We start from the raw sequence: 20,135 nt of genomic DNA on the forward strand, positions 1-20,135 counted from the left end.
CCTTCCGGGCCCACCCGTTGTAAACGATTGCGTTGCCGCGCGGCAGCCATGCCGCCGCATCGCAGCCCGAGTCGCGTCTTGAGTGGAGGTTGTCATGGGTTTCAGTTTCGTCGCCACCGATCCCGCCAGCAAGGTCAGCCTGTATGAATCGCCGCCGCAGGCGGAGCATGCGTGGGCCGGCTACCTGCTGCCGCCCGTCGCGCCGCCGGCCACGCCCCCGGACGGCATCAGCTATGCCGACAGCCTGTCGCCGCAGCGCATGGGCAGCTACGTGTTTGCCAGCGCCCGTCCGGCGGCGCTGGACGCGGCGCCCGGCCCCTTCATCGCCGCCCTCGTCGCGTATATCGACCGGCAGTCATCGGCGCCGGGACTGAACCTGAACGCGCTGCTGTGGCTGCGCGACACCGATGCAGCGCCGACTGATTCCTTCAAGAACTACGGCTGCAGCTACACCTATAACCAGCTGACCAAGGGCTTTGCCACCAGCAGCAACGTCAATTTCCGGCTGGGACAGGACCTGCTGTTCAACGTGCTGTCCGGCGTCGGCCTGTCCATCGACGCCGCCAGCGGCAGTCTGCGGCTGGCCGCGCCGCTGGCTACGCCGCCGGCGCTGGCCTTCCAGCGCAATGCCAGCGATATCGGCATACGCGTCTCGGGCAGCGACGGCACGATCCGCACGTTCGTGCCGCTGGCGGGCGCGAATGCGGGCTGCCTGACGTTTACAGCCACCGTCAACCCTCCCGTCACCTTCGGCCCAAGCGGCCTGGCCGTCGGCTTCCCCATGACCGCGCGCGACACGGCCAGCGGCCAGCTGCAGCAGCTGTTCTACCCGGCGCTGAGCGCGCCCACCGGGCTGTCGGACAGACTGGCCTGGGTCGGCACCGTCGACCCGCTCGATCCCTACAATCAGAAGCTGTCCGCCAAGGCGAGGCTGGAAGGCGTATTGCGCTGCGGCTTGCTGCCGGCCGGCCGGCCCGCCTTGCCGTCCACCTACCGCACGGCGCTGGGCCATGCGACGATCTTGCGGCCGCTGGGCGCCGCCAGCGGGCAGCCGCCCGTGATCGGCCTGCAGTCGGGCGCCCTGGCCTTCGGCTGCGCCGCGCAGTCGCCTTCCCAGCCCGCCACCAGCAAGGCCCTGCTGACGCCGGCCGGGCGCTTCGGCCTGAGCGCCATCGGCCAGGCTGACGGGGCGCAGACAAACTTGTTATGCGGCATCTTCGGCTCGGAACAGCTGAGCATGACCACCTATGATGGCGCCGCGCCGGAGAATGACAGCCTGCTGTTCGTGCCCGCCTCGCCCGCCTACGCGTCCGTCTTTCCGTTCCAGGCAGCGACCCTGGACTTGCCCGATTCCGGTAACGTGGCCACGCCGCTGACGGCCGATTACCTCGGTTGCTGGGCCAGCGTGCTCAAGGGCGGCGCGGCCACGCCGCATTACCATGCGGAGCCGGCGGGCAGTCCCATGTACGGCCTGCCGCCGGCCGCCCGGGCCGCCGCCTTGCTGCGCGCCGTGGCTGCCGATACCGTGCTCGCCTCGACCCCGCCCTCGCTGCCCGTGCCGCAGGGCGCCGCGCACGCCTTTCCCCTGCTGCCGTATGGCGGCGCCGTCAGCGGCGGCCCGCTGGATGTCAGCGCCGCCCTGTTGTCGAGCTTTGAAAGCAGCATCGTCGCCGCCACCCGCAAGGCCGTCATTTCCAGCGGCGCCAGCGCCACCTGGCAGGCGCGCGCGGCCGCCAGCCGCCGCGTGCGCGGACTGGCCGCCGGCGACGCGCTGGCGGAAGCGCCGCACTACCGCACCACGCCGCAGGGAGCGGTCGCCACCGTGTCCAGCCAGGCGCAGGACCAGGACGCCTTCCTGTCAGTGACCCTGGGTCAGACCCTGGGCGGCGGCGGCCAGGTCTTGCCGTTCGGCTTCCGCTTCCCGGACGCGACCTTGCAGGATGCCTTGCAGACCAACCAGCTGTTCCTCGTGGCCGTCAACGCGGCCCACCTGTCGGACGGCGCCGCGCACTTCGACAATACCGTGGGCATCGCGGGCTGGACCATGCAAGCGCAGGTGGGCGTCGGCGTGACGCCCACGTCCTACCGCAACGTGATGCTGCTCAAGTATTGCAGCGGCAGCGTCAGGGAACGCGTCGCCAATCCGAACGCCTGGTCGGGCGCGCCCGATTTTTCGCTGGCCGCCGACGCCGGCCCCGACGTCCAGGGCATCGCCTACACGGGGCTGTCGCAGTGGCTGCAGGATGTCATCGAAGCGGCCGAGGTGCTGGCGGCGGACAAGCCCGAATCGCCGTACCGGCATTTCCTGGAACTGGTCAGCGATCCCGCCTGGACGGGCGTGCTGGTGCTGCAGGCGGACCTGGATCCGTCCAGCCTGCCGCCCGGCCTGCAAGGCATCGCGGCCGGCCTCGACCTGACGCGCTTCGTCGCCCACCATTTCGGCTTCACGGCCAGCCGCGTGACGGTGCATGGCGACGGCAGCATCACCCTCGACGGCAATTCCAGCACCTTCGGCCTGGTCGACTACCAGGACCCGGCCTTCGCCGCCGGCCAGCGCAACGGCTTGCCGCCCGATACCCCCATCGCCCTGCCCGACACCGACAACTATGCATTCCGCGTGCTGCAATTACAGGTGCTGTTCGACAATGCCGTCATCAAGACCTTCAAGAGCTACGTGCAGCTGGCCGTCAACGCCCTGCTCGGCTCGCGCGTGACGGCCACCACCTTCGGCGGCAATGCGATGCCGAACAACGGCGTGGTACTCGACGGCAGCTATATCGACCAGAATGGCACCGGCATCTACATCTTCGAGCAAGCCACGCCGTCGATATTCAGCCTCGACAGCAACCTGCTGCGCCACGTGGCGTTCCAGCGCATCCAGTTCAACTGCCTGGGCACCACCGACGCGGGCGCGACCGTGCTGAACCGTTTTTCCGTCTGGGGCACGCTGGACTTCGCCAGCCTGGACGACCGCACGGGCGCCGTGCTGGACCTGCTGTCGTTCGGCGCGCTGGCGCCGGACCTGCCGCCGGACGGCGCAGGCCTGGCCTTTTCCAACCTGGTGATCGACATGCGCTATCCGCAGACGACGCCGTCGGCCGTGCGCTTCGACGAGGTGACGGCCAACCTGGCCTACGACCTCGACGCCAGCCAGGCCAGGCCGGACAGCCTGTTCAAGGGCTTCGGCCTGGAACTGTCGGGCTTTATCGCCGCCGCCGACGGGCAAAAGCCGGCCGATTTCGGCTTCCTGCCCGTCAGCACGGCGCTGAACCTGGGCACGCTCGACGGGCCATGGCACGGCATCGTGTACGACGTCACCATGGGCGGGCCGGGCGCGCTCGTCTCGGCCGCCGGCTTCCATTCGACCCTGCTGCTGGCCTGGTCGCCTGCCAGCACGGCCGACGACGACGAACAAGCCGTCTTCGTCGGCCTGTCGCTGCCCGGCGCGGCGCCGGGCGCCAGGCTGATCAGCCTGCAAGGCATCTTCAAGCTGGCCATCGACAATATCGGGCTGATGCGGCAAAAAGTGCCCGACGGCGACTCCTACTATTACTGCCTGCGGCTCGACAATATCGCCATCAAGTTCCTCGGCATTGCCAAGCTGCCGCCCGACGCGAACATCCAGTTCTTCCTATTTGGCGACCCGAAGAATACGGGCAGCCTGGGCTGGTATGCCGCGTACATCGCCGATGCGGCCGCCCGCCAGGAGCAGGCACTGGCCGCGCTGCCATTGCCTGCCATTTCACTGGGGAGCGCAGCATGACCAACGTCGTGTACTGGAATATCGAGAACTTCGGCATCAACAAGGTCAACAATCCCAGCCGCAAGCGGCCCCGCTATGGAGAAGGCGGCCGCTGCGGCGGCAACCTGCCGGCCGTGGCCGCGCTGCAGCGCCGCAACCACATCCTGACCATCCTGCGCGCCACGCAGCCCGACATCTTCGTCCTGATCGAGGTGTCGGCCAGCGCGGCCGGCGCCGGCGACCTGGCGCCCGACACGGGCGGCCTGCAGGGCGCGATCTTCCTGCTGCAACAGCTGCGCACCGACCCCGCCGACCCCAACCGCGCTGCCTGGCGCATGGTGCCGCCGCTGAAAGTGGGCACGGGCGGGCGCACGGAATCGGTCGCCGTGCTGTACCGCGGCATATCGGGCACGGTTGGCACGCCCACGGAAGTGCGGCGCTATTTCACGGGGCCGAACGTGTGGACGGGCGGCGGCGTGTCGGCCGTGGCGGCCGGCGCCGTGCCCGCCGCCTACCCGGCCGGGGGCGCCGGCGCGCCCGACATCCAGGATTTGCTCAACCCGCAAGGCCAGCCGGCGCGCACCATCCCCGCCGGCGCGCAATACAACGGCGGCCTGGCCGAGGGCATGGCGGCGGCGCGCATCGCCTTCGCCCCCGCGCCGGCGCCGGCCGTGCCGCCCGTCGTTGGCGGCCTGGTCAATTTCAATGGCTTGCGCCAGCCCTTCATGGTCACTTTCGTGGAAACCAACCGGGCCAACGTCATCACGCGCAACCTGACCCTGTTTGCCGTGCATGCGCCGCCCAACCACGGCGGCGCCACCAATTTCATCAATATCCTGCTGCGCGGCGTGCTCGACGTGGCGGCGCCGCCCGCCGGCGCGCCGCACAATGAAGTCAAGATGATCTGCGGCGACTTCAACCTGAACGCCATCTACGCGCAGCCGCCCGGCGCGGGCGGGCGGACGACGGCCTACGACCAGTTGCGCGCGATCAACTACATACCGCTGCTGGACCCGCCGCCCGCCATGCCGGCGGCGCCGAACCTGACGCTGGATGCGTACCAGGGCTACCTGGCCACGCATATCCGTCCCAAGCGCACCAAGCAGCAGCTGACGCAGCAATCGCGCTTCCTGTGGTCCGACAATACGGCCGGCGGCGCGCTGGTGGCGGCGCCGTATCCCGGCTATAACTATATCGGCAGCGATATGGTGAGCAACTTTTTCTCGATCGACAATATGCTCGTCAACCCGCTGGTGCCGGCGAATAACTACCAGTTCACGGTGATGAACCCCGTGTCGGGCACGCCGTTCACGGTGGCGGGCGGCATGCCTGCGGGCGTGCCCATCGGCACGCGCCCGCTGCCCGCGCAATTTCCGAACGTGCCTACCGGCATGGCCTGGCCGCAATCGCCGGCGGCCGTGTATGCCGTAGGCCAGGCGCGCACCCTGAACGGCTGGGCCAATTACGGCTACCTGCGCAGCACCAGCGACCACCTGGCGCTGTTTGCCGTGCTGTAGACAGAGCGTCCGGGCGGGTGCGAGCGTCCGCCCTGGACATCATGACTGATTCAAGGAGCAAGTTCGTATGGCCACCACCGATACCGCGCTGGAAAACCTGCAGCAAGCCATCGTCAACGCCGCCAGTAGTGGCCCGTTCGCCCTCGATGCCGCCTTCCTGGAAGCGGGCCTGGCCGACCCGGACGTCGCGCCGCCCGAAAAATTCGACGCCATCATCGGCCAGGCATTCCAGATCGACGCGGCGCAGTTCCTGATCAGCTGCGCGGCAGCCGACGTGGGCGCCGTGAGCGACGGCGTGTTTACGGTCAGCAAGGCGAGCCTGCCCTTCATCGGCGGCCTGCTGCAAACTCCGGCTACGCTGGTGTTTTCCACGCAGCCTGCCGCCGCGCGCTCGTCGGCCGACGACGGGGATGACGGCGGGGATGACGCGGCCGTGCTGGTGGTGCAGGTGGCCGCCAGTCCCGCGGACTGGAACTGGGACAGCAGCTTTCCCTTCATGGGCGGCTGGCCGTTCGGCGAATTGCCGCTGTCGGGCGCGCTGCTGGTGTTTTCCAGCGCCGACGGCGTCTATCCATGGGGCGGCGACAGCGCGCTGTCCGTCACGGGCGGCGCCAAGCAGAACCTCAGCGCCAGTGTGGCCCTGCCCGCCTTCGTGACGCCATTTCTGGAACTGTTTTCCGACCTGGCCGCGCCGCCGGGCAAGCTGCAGATCGGCGGCTACCTGGACATGGCGCTGTACGACGGCAAGACGTTCGAACTGGGCGGCCTGATGCCCAGCGGCGTGCTGTCGGCCACGCTCAGCGAGCTCGACTGCACGTTCGCCGGCTACCTGCGCGTGGCGGCGCCCAGCCTGACCGTGACGATCCCGCCGCCCGTCGATGCGCCGCCGCCCGACGCCCTGCTGCTCGACGGCGGCATGCAGCTGCTGCTGCGCGGCGCCGGCGAAGCGGACGACGAGGAAGCGGCCGACGGCGACCAGGCCGCCACGCTGGCCTTGACGGCCACGCTCAGCGTGGAAGGCGCCGGCGCCGCCGACTACACGCTGTCGCTGCTGCTGCAGCCATCGAACGCCGACGGCGACGGCAACTACGCGGTCAGCCTGGAAGCGGGCAGCGACGGGCCGCCCCTCAGTCCCGCCGCCGCCATCGGCCTGATCGGCGGGGGCGCCAGCTATTTCCGCGCCACCCCGGCCGTGCTGCAGGAGTTCCTGACGTCGTTCGGCCTCGGCGGCATGACCATCAGCGGCAGCATCCCGCCCAAGGCGGCGCCCACGGTGGACCAGGTCACGCTGCAGCTGCGCAGCGTGCGCGATCTCAGCTGGCAGCCCATCCCGGCGCCCACGCCCGCGCTGAGCTTTACCATCACCTCGTTCTTCCTCGACTGGACGGCTTACCAGCCGCTGGCGAGCAAGGCCAGCGGCAAGTCGCGCTATGAATACCTGTTCGGCACCACCTTCACCCTGTTGCCCACGGTATTTCGCAACCTCGACGGCACGCCGGGCGGCGAATTCGACGTGCAATTCAACTCGGCGCAGCTGTTCCAGGCCAGCTTTCCCGGCAAGGCCACGCTGTCGGACTTCCTGTCCGTCGTCTCGAACGGCCTCGTCAGCCTGCCCGACAGCATCCAGGCCGAGGTGTCTAACATCGCGCTGAGCATAGACGGCGCGGCCCAGTCCTTCGCGTTTTCCAGCGACTACGCCATCAGCCTGTCCTTCCTGACGGTGGGCGGCGCGCCCATCCTGAGCATTTCGGATGGCCAGATCAGCCTGTCGGGCATCAGCGCCACGGTGGCCGCGGACAAGCAGGAAGGCGCGCTTGCCCTTGTCGAGGCCGGCAAGGCGGGCGCCGGCACGGCCTGGGCCGGTTCCATTTCCGGCTTGCTGGGCGTGGGCGCCAGCCTGCAGGCGGCCGTCAGCGTGGCCTACAGCAGCCAGGAAACACCGCCCCGCTGGACCCTCTCCGCCTCGCTCGCGCAAGAACTCGACGTGGGCGAGATGATCAAGCAATTCTTTGCCGCCGGCGGCATCTATGATTTCCCGGTCTTCTTGCCGGGCAACCTGAAGATTTCCGCGTTCGCCATCGACGCGGTCATTCCCAGCGGCAAGCCCAGCACGGACCTGGCCACCAGCTACACGGTCGACACCACCTTTACCTGGCTGTTCTTGCTTGGCCAGCAACAGATCGGCTTGCAGAAAGCCACGCTCTCGGTGCAATATGACGGCGCCAAGCCGGCCGCGCAGCAATTCTCGGGCAAGGCAGACGCCGTATGGATCTATACCGCCATCAATCTGAAACTGGGCTTCGGCTATGCATTCCAGCCGACGGACAAGGGGCCGAACCACACGCTGTACGTGAGCTGGGAAGGCTTCACGGCAACCTATACCAGCGGCAACGAGATGCTCAGCTTCACCCTGGCGGGCTGGTCCCTGGGCAGCCTGATCCAGGCGCTCGTGCGCACGCTGGGCGATCCGTATTTCGTGCTGCCGTCGCCGTGGGACTTGCTGAACCAGGTCACGCTGGACGGCCTGTCCGTCAACGTGTCGCTGAAAACCGGCGAAAAGAACCGCCTCAGCGCCACCTACACGCTCAGTTCCCCCCTCAACCTGGGCTTCATCGTCATCCGCAGCATCGTCTTCAAGCGCAATACGGACGGCAAGGTGACCCTGGCGCTGGACGCCACCGTGCCGCCATTGCTCAAAGGCAGCATGGGCGACTTGCTGGACCCGGACAAGGGACAGGACGTGGAAGAGATGCCCAGCGTGCCGGGCGCCGGTTCCAGCTATTTCAAGGTCTTCCTGCTGATGCTGGGCCAGCGCGTGGCCATCAACGGCGCGTCCGACTTCAGCTCGACCAAGGCCGTCATCGATGCGCTGGCGGGCGTGCCGCCCACCACGGGCAAGAACAATCCCGTCAACCCGGGCAGCGGCGTGCACGGCCAGCCGTATTACCAGCCGGACAGCAACTGGCTGATCGCCGCGCATTTCGGCGTGCTGCAGACGGCCGGCGTATGGGCCGTCGACGTCCAGATCGTCTTCAACGATCCCAACCTGTACGGCTTGCGCCTGACCCTGGGCAGCCCCAAGATGGGCGGCCTGGCCGGCCTGGTGGTCGACATCCTGTACAAGAAAATCAGCGACGACGTGGGCCTGTTCCAGATCGACTTCACCTTCCCCGACAGCATCCGCAACCTGAACTTCGGCGCCGTCAGCGTGGTGCTGCCGATGATAGGCATCAAGATCTACACGAATGGCGACTTCCTGATCGACATCGGCTTTCCCTACAATATGGACTTTACGCGCTCGTTCAGCTTCAGCGCCATCGTCTACGGCGTGCCGGTGCTGGGCTCGGGCGGCGTGTATTTCGGCAAGCTGTCGGGCGCGACGGCGACGCAGGTGCCGAAAACCGATCTCGGGTATTTCAATCCCGTCATCGTCTTCGGCCTGGGCCTGCAGCTGGGCCTGGGCTACAACTTCGTCAAGGGGCCGCTGAAAGCCGGCTTCGCGCTGACCGTGTTCGGCATCATCGAAGGCGTGATCGCCACCTACCATCCGTACGACCGCAGCAACGCCGTCGCGCTGGCCAACGCGGGCGCGTCCGGCAGCGTCCAGGAAAGCAGCTACTTCAAGCTGACGGGCACGTTCGGCGTGATCGGCATGCTGTACGGCGAAGTGGACTTGAAGATCATCAGCGCTTCGCTGCTCGTCAATATCACCGTGTCGGTGCAGATCGGCTACGAATCCTACCGCGCCATCCCCCTGTCCGTGACGGCCTCGGTGCGCATCAGCCTGCGCGTCAAGATCGACCTGGGCATCTTCAGCTTCACCATTTCCGTGGGCTTTTCCGCCACCGTCAGCGCGCAATTCCGCATCGGCGACGACAGCCGCGCGCCGTGGGATGGCGGCGGCGCGCTGCGCCTGGACAGCCTGGCGCGCGGCCGCGCGCGCACCTTGCCGATGGAATTGCAGGCCGCCATGCTGCGTGCCGCGCCGCGCCGCCAGCCGCGACGCGTGCTGCGCACCGACGCCAAGCCGGTGCTGCAACTGGTGACGGCGCCGCAATTCACGGTGTTGGCGCCGCAGGGCGCCACCGCCAGCAGCGCGCAGCAAGGCGCGTTCGTCTGCCTGTTCGCCATGGATGCGCCGGACCCGGCCGCCGGCGGCGCGGGCACCGGCACGACCTCGTTCGACCTGCTGTGCAAGGCGTATTTCCCGTGGCTGCTCGACGCCCTGCAGCCGGCGGTGCGGGCCGACGCCGAGGCGCTGGACCTGGCTGCCGCCGCGACTGCCAGCGTCACGCTGGCGCAGCTGGTGGCGGGCATCCAGGTGCTGGCCGATCCCGCCATGCAGCCATTCGGCATGGGCGACCTGCTGCACTTCCTCGCCGACAGTTTCATCGTGAACATCAGCGCGCCGGGAGCCAATATGGACGGCGCCACGCTCTTCCCGCTGTTCGACGGGCTGCGGCTGGACGTCCCCGACCCGCAAGGCGGCGCCGGCACGCAGGCGATCGACCTCGAGACCTACGCGACGGCGACGGAACAGTACCGCAGCACGGTGGCCGGCGTGCTGCGCCAGGTGGCCGCCAAGGTGGGCAAGGCGCCCGCCAAGCCCGCGCTGCTGGCGCAGGACGACGCCGAGCCCGAATCGATGGCGGCCTTCATCTTCGTCGACGTCTTCAGCCTGATCGGCCGCGCACTGCTGCAATCGGCCATCGATGCCTTTGATAATTACAGCTATGCGCTGCAGCCGGGCGACAGCATCGCCGGCATCGTCGCCGCCTTCAACCGGGCCGGCAACGCCATCGACGCGGACGACGTGTCGCTGCCGAATGCCACGTATCCGCTGAACGGCGCGCTGCCGCTGCAGGTCGGCGGCCTGTCCGCCGTGATCCAGGCCGGCGATACGCTGGCGGCCATCGCCGCCCGCTACACGGATCCGGCCGGCGCCGGCGGGCGCTGGCACACCACCGCGGCCCAGCTCATCGGCGCGAATGCCGAACCGCGCGCGCTGCGCACGGGCGTGACGCTGGTCTTCGACTTCGGCGCCGGCGCCGTCAGCCACGTCACCGCGCCCGGCGACAGCTTCGGCGCCATCGCCGCCGCGCTGGGCGTGCCGCTGGCCACCCTGGCGCAGCAGGCATCGCTGTATGCGCGCGCCGACCTGCTGCTGCCGACGGCCATCCTCGCCGTGCCGCCGCTGGCCTATGCTTCCGTCGCCGGCGATACCCTGGCCGGCATCGCCAGCCGCTTTGCCGCCACGACGGCCGCGCTGGGGCGCGACAATGCCGGCGTCGCCAATCTGTTCGCCGCGGCCCCGGGCCGGCTGGCCATCGCCCACCTCGACGCCTTGCCGCTGGAGCAGCTGTGGAGCGGCGTGCAGGCGAGCGGCGCCGTGGCCCAGGCCGCCGGCCAGGTCGCGCGCTTCATCACCTATGGCTTGCGCCTGCCGGTGGCGGCGGGCCTGAGCCTGTCGCCATCCTTCCTGTATAGCAAGACGCAGACCGACTACGCGCTGTACCAGCTGACGGGCCAGCAATTCCCCACGCCCGCCAGCGCCGCCGGCGGCTACCGCATCGGCCTGGGACGCAATGCCGTCTCGCATGGCGTCGCCCTCGATTTCATCACCTTCGCCGGCGCGCCCGGCACCAGCCTGCCCATCGACCTGGGCGCCGCGTACGGCTTGCTGTCGGGCGTGCTGGCGTATGCGCAGGCGGGCAACTTCGTGCCGTCGCCTGCGCTGCACATCCTGCCGCTGGCGTCCTTGCAGCCGCGGCAGTTCCCTGCGGCAGGCTATGCCGCCTGGATCACCGCCGACCTGGCGCGCCTGACGGCCGTGACGTCCGGCGCCGCTCCAGGGGCGCGCGCCGCCGCCAGCCAGGCCGCGCCCGCGCCGTATCTGTGGCAATTGCCCGACGCCATGCTGGCCAGCATCACCCAGCGCCAGGATACGCTGCAGACGCTGTACCCCCAGGCGCCATACGCGGACATACTGGCCCTGATGCCCGCCTATCGTCCCCGCATTGGCAACACGCCGCCCAACAGCAGCAGCACGGTGTTCCAGGACTTGAGCGGCTATGCCTATGCCACGCGCGTGGATTTCCAGATCACGCGCATGCCGGCCGCCACCGTGGCCACCAACGACGCCAGCGGCACCGCGCTGGCCAGCGCCGCCACCCTGGCCCACGTATACGAGCTGGTGGGACCGTCGGCCGCCGATGCCCAGCGCCTGGAATACTTGCTGAGCGGCATGGCCGCCGTGGGCGAAACCCTGGTGGCAGGCCTGTTCCTGCTGTACAGCGAAGGCGGAAGCGACCAGGTGGCGCTGACGGGCCAGGCCGATGCCGACTACCTGTGCTTCCTGACGCAAACCAATCTATCCACGGAAAGCCATCCACCGGCCAGCCGCATGCTGCTGGACGCGGCGGGGACGGTCTTGCCGCGCGGCATAGCCAACAGCCCCTCGCAATTCATCAAGCTGCTGTGGGAGCAATCGGTGGTGCGCGGCGGCGGCTACTATCTGTATTTCGAGGACATGGTGTCGGGCGCCGGCTTGCCCCCATCCGTCTTCGACGCCACGGGCACGGCCACGCTGACCCTGGTGGTGCCGCTGGCGCGCCAGGCGGCGGGCGCCGCCGACACCGTGCCGAACTTCGTCAACGCCCTGCTGACGACGCAAGCGATCGACCCGCAGCAGGACGTGCTGGTGTTCGAATCGCTGAGCAAGCCGGCCAAGAGCCAGCCTTTGGCCCTGGCCGCCACGCGCACCCTGAGCGCCGTGGCCGCCACGTACGGCATGGGCGTGGGACAGCTGGCGCGGCAAAACGCCGCGCGGCCGCTGCGCGCCGGCGCCAGCGTGCCCGTGGCCGGCATCCTGCACCAGCTGAACCAGCAAGACATGGCCGCGCCCGCGCAAGCGCTGGGGCAGCTGGCCGCGTACTACTCGGCCGGCGCCACCCCGCTGAGCGCGGCGCAGATCGCTGCCTACAATCCCGGCGTGACGGTGGCGCTGGGCGCGACCATGCGCATTCCGCCGCTCGTCTACCGCGTGCCCGCCGCCTCTGGCGGTCCCGGCAATACCTTCGCCGCCCTGGCCGCCTACTACGGCTTGTCGGTGGACGCCCTGGCCCTGGGCGCAGCCGACACCGAAGGCCTGTATGCCGATGGCGCCGTGCTCGACGTCGACAGCCTGGCCCTCGATGCGCAAGCGACATTGGCGCCGGGCAACCTGTCGTTCCAGCTCAAGCGTACCAATGACGGCGTGCCCGTGCTGCCGCCCAACCCCACGCCGCAGCAACAGCAGCAATATGCGCAGGCGACCCTGTCCGCGCTGTACAACACGCTGTCGGCCGGCCTGGGCCGCAACCCGTTTTTCCTGCCCAGTCCCTACAGCCTGCCTTTCGGACCGCAGGACCATGCGAACGACAGCGATGGCGGCGACGATGGCGAAACTCACCGCCGGCGCTATGCGGCCGCGGCGCTGGCCGATTACGACTACCGCCAGGCACTGGGCTACCTGGGCAACAACAGCCAGGGACGGCCGTTCGCCACGCTCAATGCGGCGCCTGCCAATCCGCCGGCCGGCCTGCCGCCCGCCGCCGACAATCCCTACCTGGGCGTGGGCGGCCATGCGTCGCTGGCCCTGCGCTGGCAAGACCTGTTCGGCAACACCACCGTCACGCCGTTCGAGGCGCCGCCGGCCGGCTACACGGGAGCGCTGGACCAGGCCCCCGCCCCGCTGCGCTACACGGATCGCCTGCTGGGCCTGTCCGCCTGGCCGAAAGTCCAGGCCAGCTACCTGTATGGCACGGATGCGGGCGGCGCGCCCGCGCTGCTGCTGACCTTGCGCATGGATGGCCTGGCCTACGCCACGCCAGCCGACGCGGCGCAAGACTTGCCTTTCTATCAATGTTTGTACTTCCAGCTGCACCAGGACTATACGGGCCTGGGCGTGCCCGGACTGAGCGGAAATGCGGTGAGCATTTCCCTCAGCAACTCGCTCTTGGCCACGCCGCTGCAGCCGCTGGACGAGGCCCGGTCGCGCCAGGTGCGCGACTTCGCCGCCGCCTGCGCCATCTACTTGCAAGCCCTGGCCAACGGCGGCAGCGCCACGGCGCCCGCCGCCACGCTGTCGGTGCCGGTGCCGCTGGCGCAACTGGCCAGAGCCAACCGCATCGCGCTCGACGTGGCGCTGGTGCTGACGCGCCAGGCCATCCTGCTCGATCCCGCGCTGGCGGCCCTGCCGGACGGCGCCAGCGTGGTCAGCGCCGTGCTGCCGCAGGCCGACACGAACGGCGGCGCGTCCAGCTTCACCACGTTTGCCAAGGCGCTCGAAGCGTGCCTGAAGACGCCGCAATGGTCGATGCGCGCGGGCGCGGGGCTGACGCGCGTGGGCAGCGCCGGACAGCAGACGCAGCAGTTGTTCGCCGTGCGTTTCAGCGAGACGCCGGGCCAGGGCATCCATTTCCGCCTGGGCCAGCAAGCCAGCTACTACGCGCCGTTGCCCGTCGCCAATTCGCTGGAAAGCCGCACGGTCAGCATCGACGCCTATCCGACCAATACGCCGCATGCGCTGACGCTCAATAGCGTCGACCTGAACCTGTGGCTGCAAAGCTGTCTCGACGCCATCGACAAGTTCCTCTCGGCCACCTATGCGCCGCCCGCCTACATCCTTGATCGCCTCAACGGCGTCGCCGATCCGCTGCAGAGCGGCCAGCTGGGCCTCGTACTCAAGGCGAAACAGACGCTGGCCGACGTCATCAGCGCTACGGTCAGCCCCGTGCTCAGCAGCAGCGCCGCGGACGAGGCCACGCGCGTCAGCGCGGCCGCCACCATGCGGCAGCAGCTGCTGACCACCCTGGGGCCGGCCTTTGCCGCCGGCGCCGTGGTGGTGTACGGCGTGGACCAGGTCACTGGCGCGGACGACGAAGACGAGGGCGCGCCGCCAGCGCTGTACGGCCAGCCCGCCGGCGCGGGCACAGCCGACGGCGCGGCCGGCGACGGCAACCAGAACTACACCTTGTTCCCGACCCGGCTGCCTTTGCCAGGCACGGCCGCGCAGGACCAGAGCCGGCTGTCATTCAACTTCATCTCGAAGAACGTCGAAGGCCAGGCCTATGTGCCGCTGGACTTGCGCTACCAGATCACGCACATGGAATTCGACCAGCGCCCCGTGCCCGGCATCGAAAACTACCTGCAAAGCCAGTGGCTGCTGTTCATCACGGGTCCGTTCGAGGTACCGCTGGGCAATGGCACGCAATATATCCCCGTGCTGAACCGCGCCCTGCCCGTGCCGCCCACGGTCAACCGGCAGACCGCCACCGCGTCCGCCGCGCCGCAGGGCGGCCGCATGCGCCTGGCCGCCGGTGGCTTGCAGCCGGCCCAGCTGGCCCAGTGGGATTACGGCTTCAGCTACACCTATCGCCAGGCGGCGCAGGATGCCGTGCACGTCAGCGTCGTGCTCAACGTGCCGTCGCAGGTTGCCAGGCTGTCCGCGGCGACCGGTCCCGACCTGTTCACGGCGCTGGCTGCCTTCGTCAGCAACTATCCGCTCATCTCGGCTGACCTCGACGCCTTCCTCGCCCCCCTCGACGGCAAGCAGGACACGGCCGATAGTATCGCCAAGGCAACACTGGCCACCACCGCCTTCCAGCAGCTGGTGACCCAGGTGGCAACCAGCTATGGCCAGCATTTCGGCACGGCGCGGCTGGCGGCGGCGCAAGGCGAGGCCAGCGTGGCCGTGGAATTCGACGCGCGCCTGGAAGACCATGGCGGCGACGCCTGGTATGCGCTGCTCAATGTCACCGTCGGCGGCGCGCCCGCCACCTACGACCCGCTGTCCGGCACCCTGAGCAACGGTATCGTCAGCGTGCCCGTGCCCGTGCTCGACATCGATGCGCAGCAGTACCGGGCCACGCCGGCCACGCCCACGCCGCCCGATGCGCTGCTGGCCTACCGCTACGCGGCCATCGCCGCCGACGCGCCCGACCTGTCGTTTGCCGCCGCGCTGGCCAATACCGGTCGCGAGGTGCGCATGCCGGGGCTGAACGTGATGGTGTACAAGAACGCCCAGGCTTCGCTGTACGTGCAGCGCAACCGCTACCTGTGCCCGCCCAGCCAGACGCAGGTGTCGACCATGCACGCCTTCCTGTACCAGACGCCGGTCGTCAAGTTCAGCGACCCCATCCTGCCACGCCTGAGCTGGCAAGGCTATGATTTGCGGCAAGTCGCACCGGTGGGCGGCAGCGATGTGGCGGCCTATATGCGAGGCTTCTTCAACGCCCTCTTCACGGGCGCCTCGGGCAGCGTGCGCATCGCCATGGATGGCAGCTATTCCTACAGCGTGATGCCGGCCGTGGCGGGCTTTCCCCGCACTTCGCTGCCGGTCAGCCTGCTGCCGGCCGTGCTCGCGCCCATCGATGCGGCCCAGCCTCCCGCCGCGCCCATGGCGCTGGTGGCCCAGGTGCAGCAATGGTATGACGCGCAGCAGCCGACCACGGATGGCGGCGCCGCCATGGATTTCCGCCTGAACTTCTTTACGGACGGCGCGCCCGAGCAACTGCTGCTGTCGCTCGAAGACGTGCGCTGGGTGGTGCGGCCTTGACGCGGCGGCGCAGCGTCAGGGCACGGGCGTGAGCAGCGGCAAGCCGGCAAAGTGGGCTTGTAGATTGTCCAGCACCAGCTGGCCCATGGCGTGCCGCGTTTCCACGGTCAGGCTGCCCACGTGCGGCGTGAGCACCACGTTGGGCAAGGCGCGCAAGGCGGCTGGCACGCGCGGTTCGTCCGCGAACACATCGAGGCCGGCCGCGCCCAGGCGGCCATCCTGCAAGGCGGCGATCAGCGCATCTTCGTCGATCAGGGCGCCGCGGGCGATATTGATCAGCGTGCCTTGCGGGCCGAGCGCGTCGAGCACGCTGCGCTCGACGATCTGGCGCGTGGCCGGCGTGCCCGGCGCACAGACGATCAGATAGTCGCTTTCCTGCGCCAGGGCCAGCAGCGATTCCGCGCGCGGCACGGCAGTGCCAGCAATGGCGCGCGGCTGGAAGTAACGGACCTTGACGCCAAAGGCGGCCAGGCGCAGCGCGATGGCTTGCCCGATCTGGCCGTAACCGAAGATGCCGGCCGTCTTGCCGCGCAGGCTGGACGCGGGGACGATGGCCTCGCGGCGTTCCCAGCCGCCGTCGCGCACGAAACGGTCGAGCGCCACGATGTGCCGCGCGCTGGCCAGCAGCAAGGCCAGCGCCACGTCGGCCACGTCATCGGTCAGCACGTTCGGCGTGGTGGTGACGGCGATGCCCCGTTCGCGCGCCACGTCCAGCGCCACGCCGTCGAGGCCCACGCCATTGACGGCGACGATTTCCAGCTTTGGCAACAAGGCCATGTCGGCGGCGTTCAAGCCCAGCGCGCCCGTCGTGACGACCCCGCGGATGACCGGCGCCCGTTCGGCCAGCCACGCATGGCGCTCGTTCGCCGGCACTTGCCAGGCGTGGTGGCAGGCGTAGTGCTGGTCGAGCTGCGCGTTGACGGCAGCCGAAGGGCTGGGAGCGAGGATGAGGAGTTCGGGGAGCATGGGCGTCCAGGTTGGTGTCGACAGGATTAGCAGACGCAACTTAGCATATTTGGGAACCGGCCGGGGCTGAGCGCCCCGTATGCCGTGAAAACCGTGTACTGCGCGGAAACTTTAGCCCGGGCAAGGCACGCGTTTGACCTTGCCGCCCGTCCTGGCCGGGTCGGCGCCCGAGCCTGGATTCTCGGCCATGCCAAAGCACGTGGCGCCGCCGGCGCTGACGACGCGCGTGGCGGGCCGGCCGTCGGCCGTCAGGTAGTCCTCCACGCGAAGGACGGGGCCGCCGCGCCAGGCGGAGGCGACCAGTTTCTGGAAGGTGCTTTCGCTTTTGAGGTCGGCAGCGGCCAGCCACGGCTGGTCTTGCCTGCGTTCGCCGCGCAGGGCCTTGTCGGCGGCGCCCGCCGCCAGCCGGGCGCGCGTGAGCAAGTCGGCCGTGGCAGGCGCCGTGGCTGGCGCGGCGGGAAATTCCTCGGCCGGTACGGTGATCGCTTCGGCCGCCACGGGCGGCGGCGCGAAGAAGACGGGCGGCGCGGCGGGCGGCGCGACGGCCCGCGTGCGCGGCGCAGGAGCCGGCATGGGCATCGGCAAGGCCATCGGCGGCGTCTGCGGCAGCGCGCGGGGCGGCAGCAAGGTCATGAATGCCACTTCCGTGTATTGCTTGAGTTGCCGCGCCGGCAGGAGCAGGAAATACAGGCCCAGCACGTGCATGGCCAGGATCAGCGCGACGGCCGCGCCTTTCAGGCTCAAGCCGTCCCGTATGCGCATGGAAGCGGACGGTAAATGGCGAAGCAATGGCATGCGGTGTCCTGTGGGCGCGGGGCGCGATGGCCTATTCTAGCGAAACTTGAATATGCGCATTAATAAATCCGCAAGGTATCGCCTGGCGCGCCTTTTTCCGCCAGATTCCAGCACCCTGGCTTGCCCGGTGTTGTACGAATGGCGACTTTTTTGACCGCTTTCTCACACTTTCCCACGCGCTGCGCCACGCTGGAATATAATGATAATCATTCTCATTAATATCCAAACAATACCATGCGCACCTCCCACCTCGTCCCTACCCCGTTCGCCCTGGCCGCTTTCCTGCTGGCCAGCGCCGCAGCCCACGCCCAAGCCACCACCACCGCGCCGGCCGGCGACGCGCAAACCATGCCCACGGTAGTCGTCAATGCCTCGGCCGATGCGTCGGCGGAAGGGTTGTCGAAGGCGTATGCGGGTGGCCAGGTGGCGCGCGGCGGGCGCATGGGCATCCTCGGTGCCGTGGACATGATGGATTCGCCATTCGGCAGCACCAGTTACACGCAGCAATTCATTGCCGATCAGCAAGCGCGCAGCGTGGGCGACCTGCTGCAGAGCGATCCGGCCGTGCGCATGTCGCGTGGCTATGGCAATTTCCAGGAAGTGTATGTGATCCGCGGCTTCGCCCTCGATTCCGACGACGTGGCGTACAACGGCCTGTACGGCGTATTGCCCCGTCAATATGTCTCGCCGGAATTGCTCGAGCGCGTGGAAGTGTTCCGTGGCGCCAGCGCCTTCCTGAATGGCGCGGCGCCGGGCGGCAGCGGCATCGGCGGCGCCATCAACCTGATGCCCAAGCGCGCCGGCAATGCGCCGCTGACGGAATTGACGGTGGGCGTGGAATCGGGCGGCCACGCCTATGCAGCCATCGACGTGGCGCGCCGCTTTGGCGAGCGCCAGGAATTCGGCGTGCGCGTCAACGCCGCCAAGCGCCAGGGCGAGACCGGCATCCAGCGCGAAGACCACGACGTGGGCATGTTCTCGGTCGGCCTCGACTACCGCGGCAGCGGCTACCGCCTGTCGGCCGACGCCGGCTACCAGAATTTCGACCTGACATCGCCGCGCCCGTCCGTCGGCATTGGCAGCGTGGCCGTGCTGCCATCCGCACCCGATGCGTCGAAGAACTTTGCCCAGCCGTGGAGCTATTCCAAGGAACACGATGTGTTCGGCACGGCGCGCGCCGAAGTGGACCTGGCCAAGGATGTCGTGGCCTGGGCCGCATTTGGCTCCCGCTCGACCAAGGAAGCCAACAGCCTGGCCGAACCGACGTTGACTTCGATCAATGGCGACGCCACGGTGTCGCGCTTCGACAATGCGCGCAAGCAAGAAATCCGCACGGGCGAACTGGGCATTCGCGGCAAGCTCGTTACGGGCGCCGTCAAGCACACCCTGGTGGCCAGCTGGTCCGGGCACTGGAATGAAGCGAAGAACGCATTTGCGATCGGCGACAAGTTTGCCACCAACATTTACGCCCCGGTCGACGTGACGGCGCCGCCGGCGCCCTACACGGGCGGCATCATGAGCGACCCGCGCATCACCCAGAAAACCATCCTCAACAGCTACGCCCTGGCCGACACCATGGCCTTCCTCGACGACAAGCTGCTGCTGACCGTGGGCTTGCGCCGCCAGCAGATCAAGGATGCCGCTTACGACTACAACACCTCGGCGCCGCAAGGCAAGGCCTATGACGAGAGCGCCACGACGCCCGTGGCGGGCATCGTGTTCAAGGCCGGCAAGGACGTGTCGCTGTACGCCAACTACATCGAGGCGCTGGTCAAGGGGCCGACGGCCACGGGAACGTATCTGGAAAACGGCCAGCAGGTCAATGTCGACAACATGGGCGAGGTGTTTGCGCCGTATAAATCGAAGCAAAAGGAAATCGGCGTCAAGTACGACGGCGGCAAGCTGGGCATGAGCGCGGCCCTGTTCACGACAAGCAAGCCTTTGCTGGCCGTGCTCGGCAAGCGGGCCGAACTTGATGGCGAGCAACGCAACCGCGGCCTGGAATTATCGATTTTCGGCACGCCGATGCAGGGCGTGCGCCTGCTGGGCGGCTTGACCTGGCTCGATGCAAAGCTCAGCAATACCGGCGTGGCCGCCAACAATGGCAAGAAACCCATCGGCGCACCGGAAACGCAGATGAGCGTGGGCGGCGAATGGGACGTGCCCGGCGCGCCAGGCCTGACCCTGAACGCCCGCACCATCTACACCTCGACGCAATACGCTGACCTGGCCAACACCCGGCAGCTGCCATCGTGGACCCGCCTCGACATCGGCGCGCGCTACCTGACGCAAGTGGCGGGCCGTGACGTGACCTTGCGCGCCCGCGTGGACAACGCGACGGACCGCAATTACTGGTCGTCGGCCGTGTCGTCCTTCAATATCGGCTCGCTGGTGCTGGCCGCGCCGCGCACCGTGGTCGTGTCGGCCAGCGTGGCATTTTAAAGACCGCGCGCGCCTGTCGCACGATGAAAAGCTGCCTTCGGGCAGCTTTTTTTCATGTGTGCGCCTGTGCCGCAAG

At 68.5% G+C, this 20,135-nt stretch carries 6 protein-coding genes; 4 read left to right on the top strand and 2 right to left on the bottom strand.

The window, feature by feature from the left end:
- The first annotated feature begins 94 nt into the window (after window positions 1-94).
- The 3 genes from CLU94_RS27495 (at window position 95) to CLU94_RS27505 (ending at window position 15,856) form a co-directional block, all read left to right on the top strand.
- Window positions 95-3,763, top strand: coding sequence for a hypothetical protein (locus tag CLU94_RS27495; RefSeq protein ID WP_099668030.1), 3,669 nt, complete (start codon window positions 95-97; stop codon window positions 3,761-3,763).
- A complete protein-coding gene (locus CLU94_RS27500; protein ID WP_099668031.1) occupies window positions 3,760-5,259 on the top strand; it encodes a hypothetical protein in 1,500 nt (499 codons plus the stop codon). The genes CLU94_RS27495 and CLU94_RS27500 overlap by 4 nt, the downstream gene beginning before the upstream one ends.
- A 67-nt stretch (window positions 5,260-5,326) precedes the next feature.
- Window positions 5,327-15,856: a LysM peptidoglycan-binding domain-containing protein gene (locus CLU94_RS27505; RefSeq protein WP_218965327.1), complete on the top strand. Its 10,530-nt coding sequence runs from the start codon at window positions 5,327-5,329 to the stop codon at window positions 15,854-15,856.
- 15 nt (window positions 15,857-15,871) lie between these two features.
- Here the strand turns inward: CLU94_RS27505 and CLU94_RS27510 are convergent, their stop codons facing one another.
- Window positions 15,872-16,822, bottom strand: coding sequence for a 2-hydroxyacid dehydrogenase (locus CLU94_RS27510; RefSeq protein ID WP_099668032.1), 951 nt, complete (start codon window positions 16,820-16,822; stop codon window positions 15,872-15,874).
- Between the two features lie 111 nt (window positions 16,823-16,933).
- Window positions 16,934-17,617: a hypothetical protein gene (locus CLU94_RS28515; RefSeq protein ID WP_180278795.1), complete on the bottom strand. Its 684-nt coding sequence runs from the start codon at window positions 17,615-17,617 to the stop codon at window positions 16,934-16,936.
- A gap of 234 nt (window positions 17,618-17,851) precedes the next feature.
- On the opposite strand from CLU94_RS28515, the gene CLU94_RS27520 reads away from it, so the two are divergent.
- Entirely contained in the window at window positions 17,852-20,059 is a 2,208-nt protein-coding gene (locus CLU94_RS27520; RefSeq protein ID WP_099668033.1) for a TonB-dependent receptor, read from the top strand.
- Window positions 20,060-20,135: the final 76 nt, after the last annotated feature.

Origin of the sequence: Janthinobacterium sp. 13, from assembly GCF_002749695.1 — a bacterium.
Lineage (GTDB): Bacteria > Pseudomonadota > Gammaproteobacteria > Burkholderiales > Burkholderiaceae_D > Janthinobacterium > Janthinobacterium kumbetense.

What these genes read in the sequence shown, in the direction of transcription:
- CLU94_RS27495 (WP_099668030.1), top strand. Translation starts at nt 95, where the DNA reads ATGGGTTTCAGTTTCGTCGCCACCGATCCCGCCAGCAAGGTCAGCCTG.
- CLU94_RS27500 (WP_099668031.1), top strand. Translation starts at nt 3,760, where the DNA reads ATGACCAACGTCGTGTACTGGAATATCGAGAACTTCGGCATCAACAAG.
- CLU94_RS27505 (WP_218965327.1), top strand. Translation starts at nt 5,327, where the DNA reads ATGGCCACCACCGATACCGCGCTGGAAAACCTGCAGCAAGCCATCGTC.
- CLU94_RS27510 (WP_099668032.1), bottom strand. Translation starts at nt 16,822, where the DNA reads ATGCTCCCCGAACTCCTCATCCTCGCTCCCAGCCCTTCGGCTGCCGTC.
- CLU94_RS28515 (WP_180278795.1), bottom strand. Translation starts at nt 17,617, where the DNA reads ATGCCATTGCTTCGCCATTTACCGTCCGCTTCCATGCGCATACGGGAC.
- CLU94_RS27520 (WP_099668033.1), top strand. Translation starts at nt 17,852, where the DNA reads ATGCGCACCTCCCACCTCGTCCCTACCCCGTTCGCCCTGGCCGCTTTC.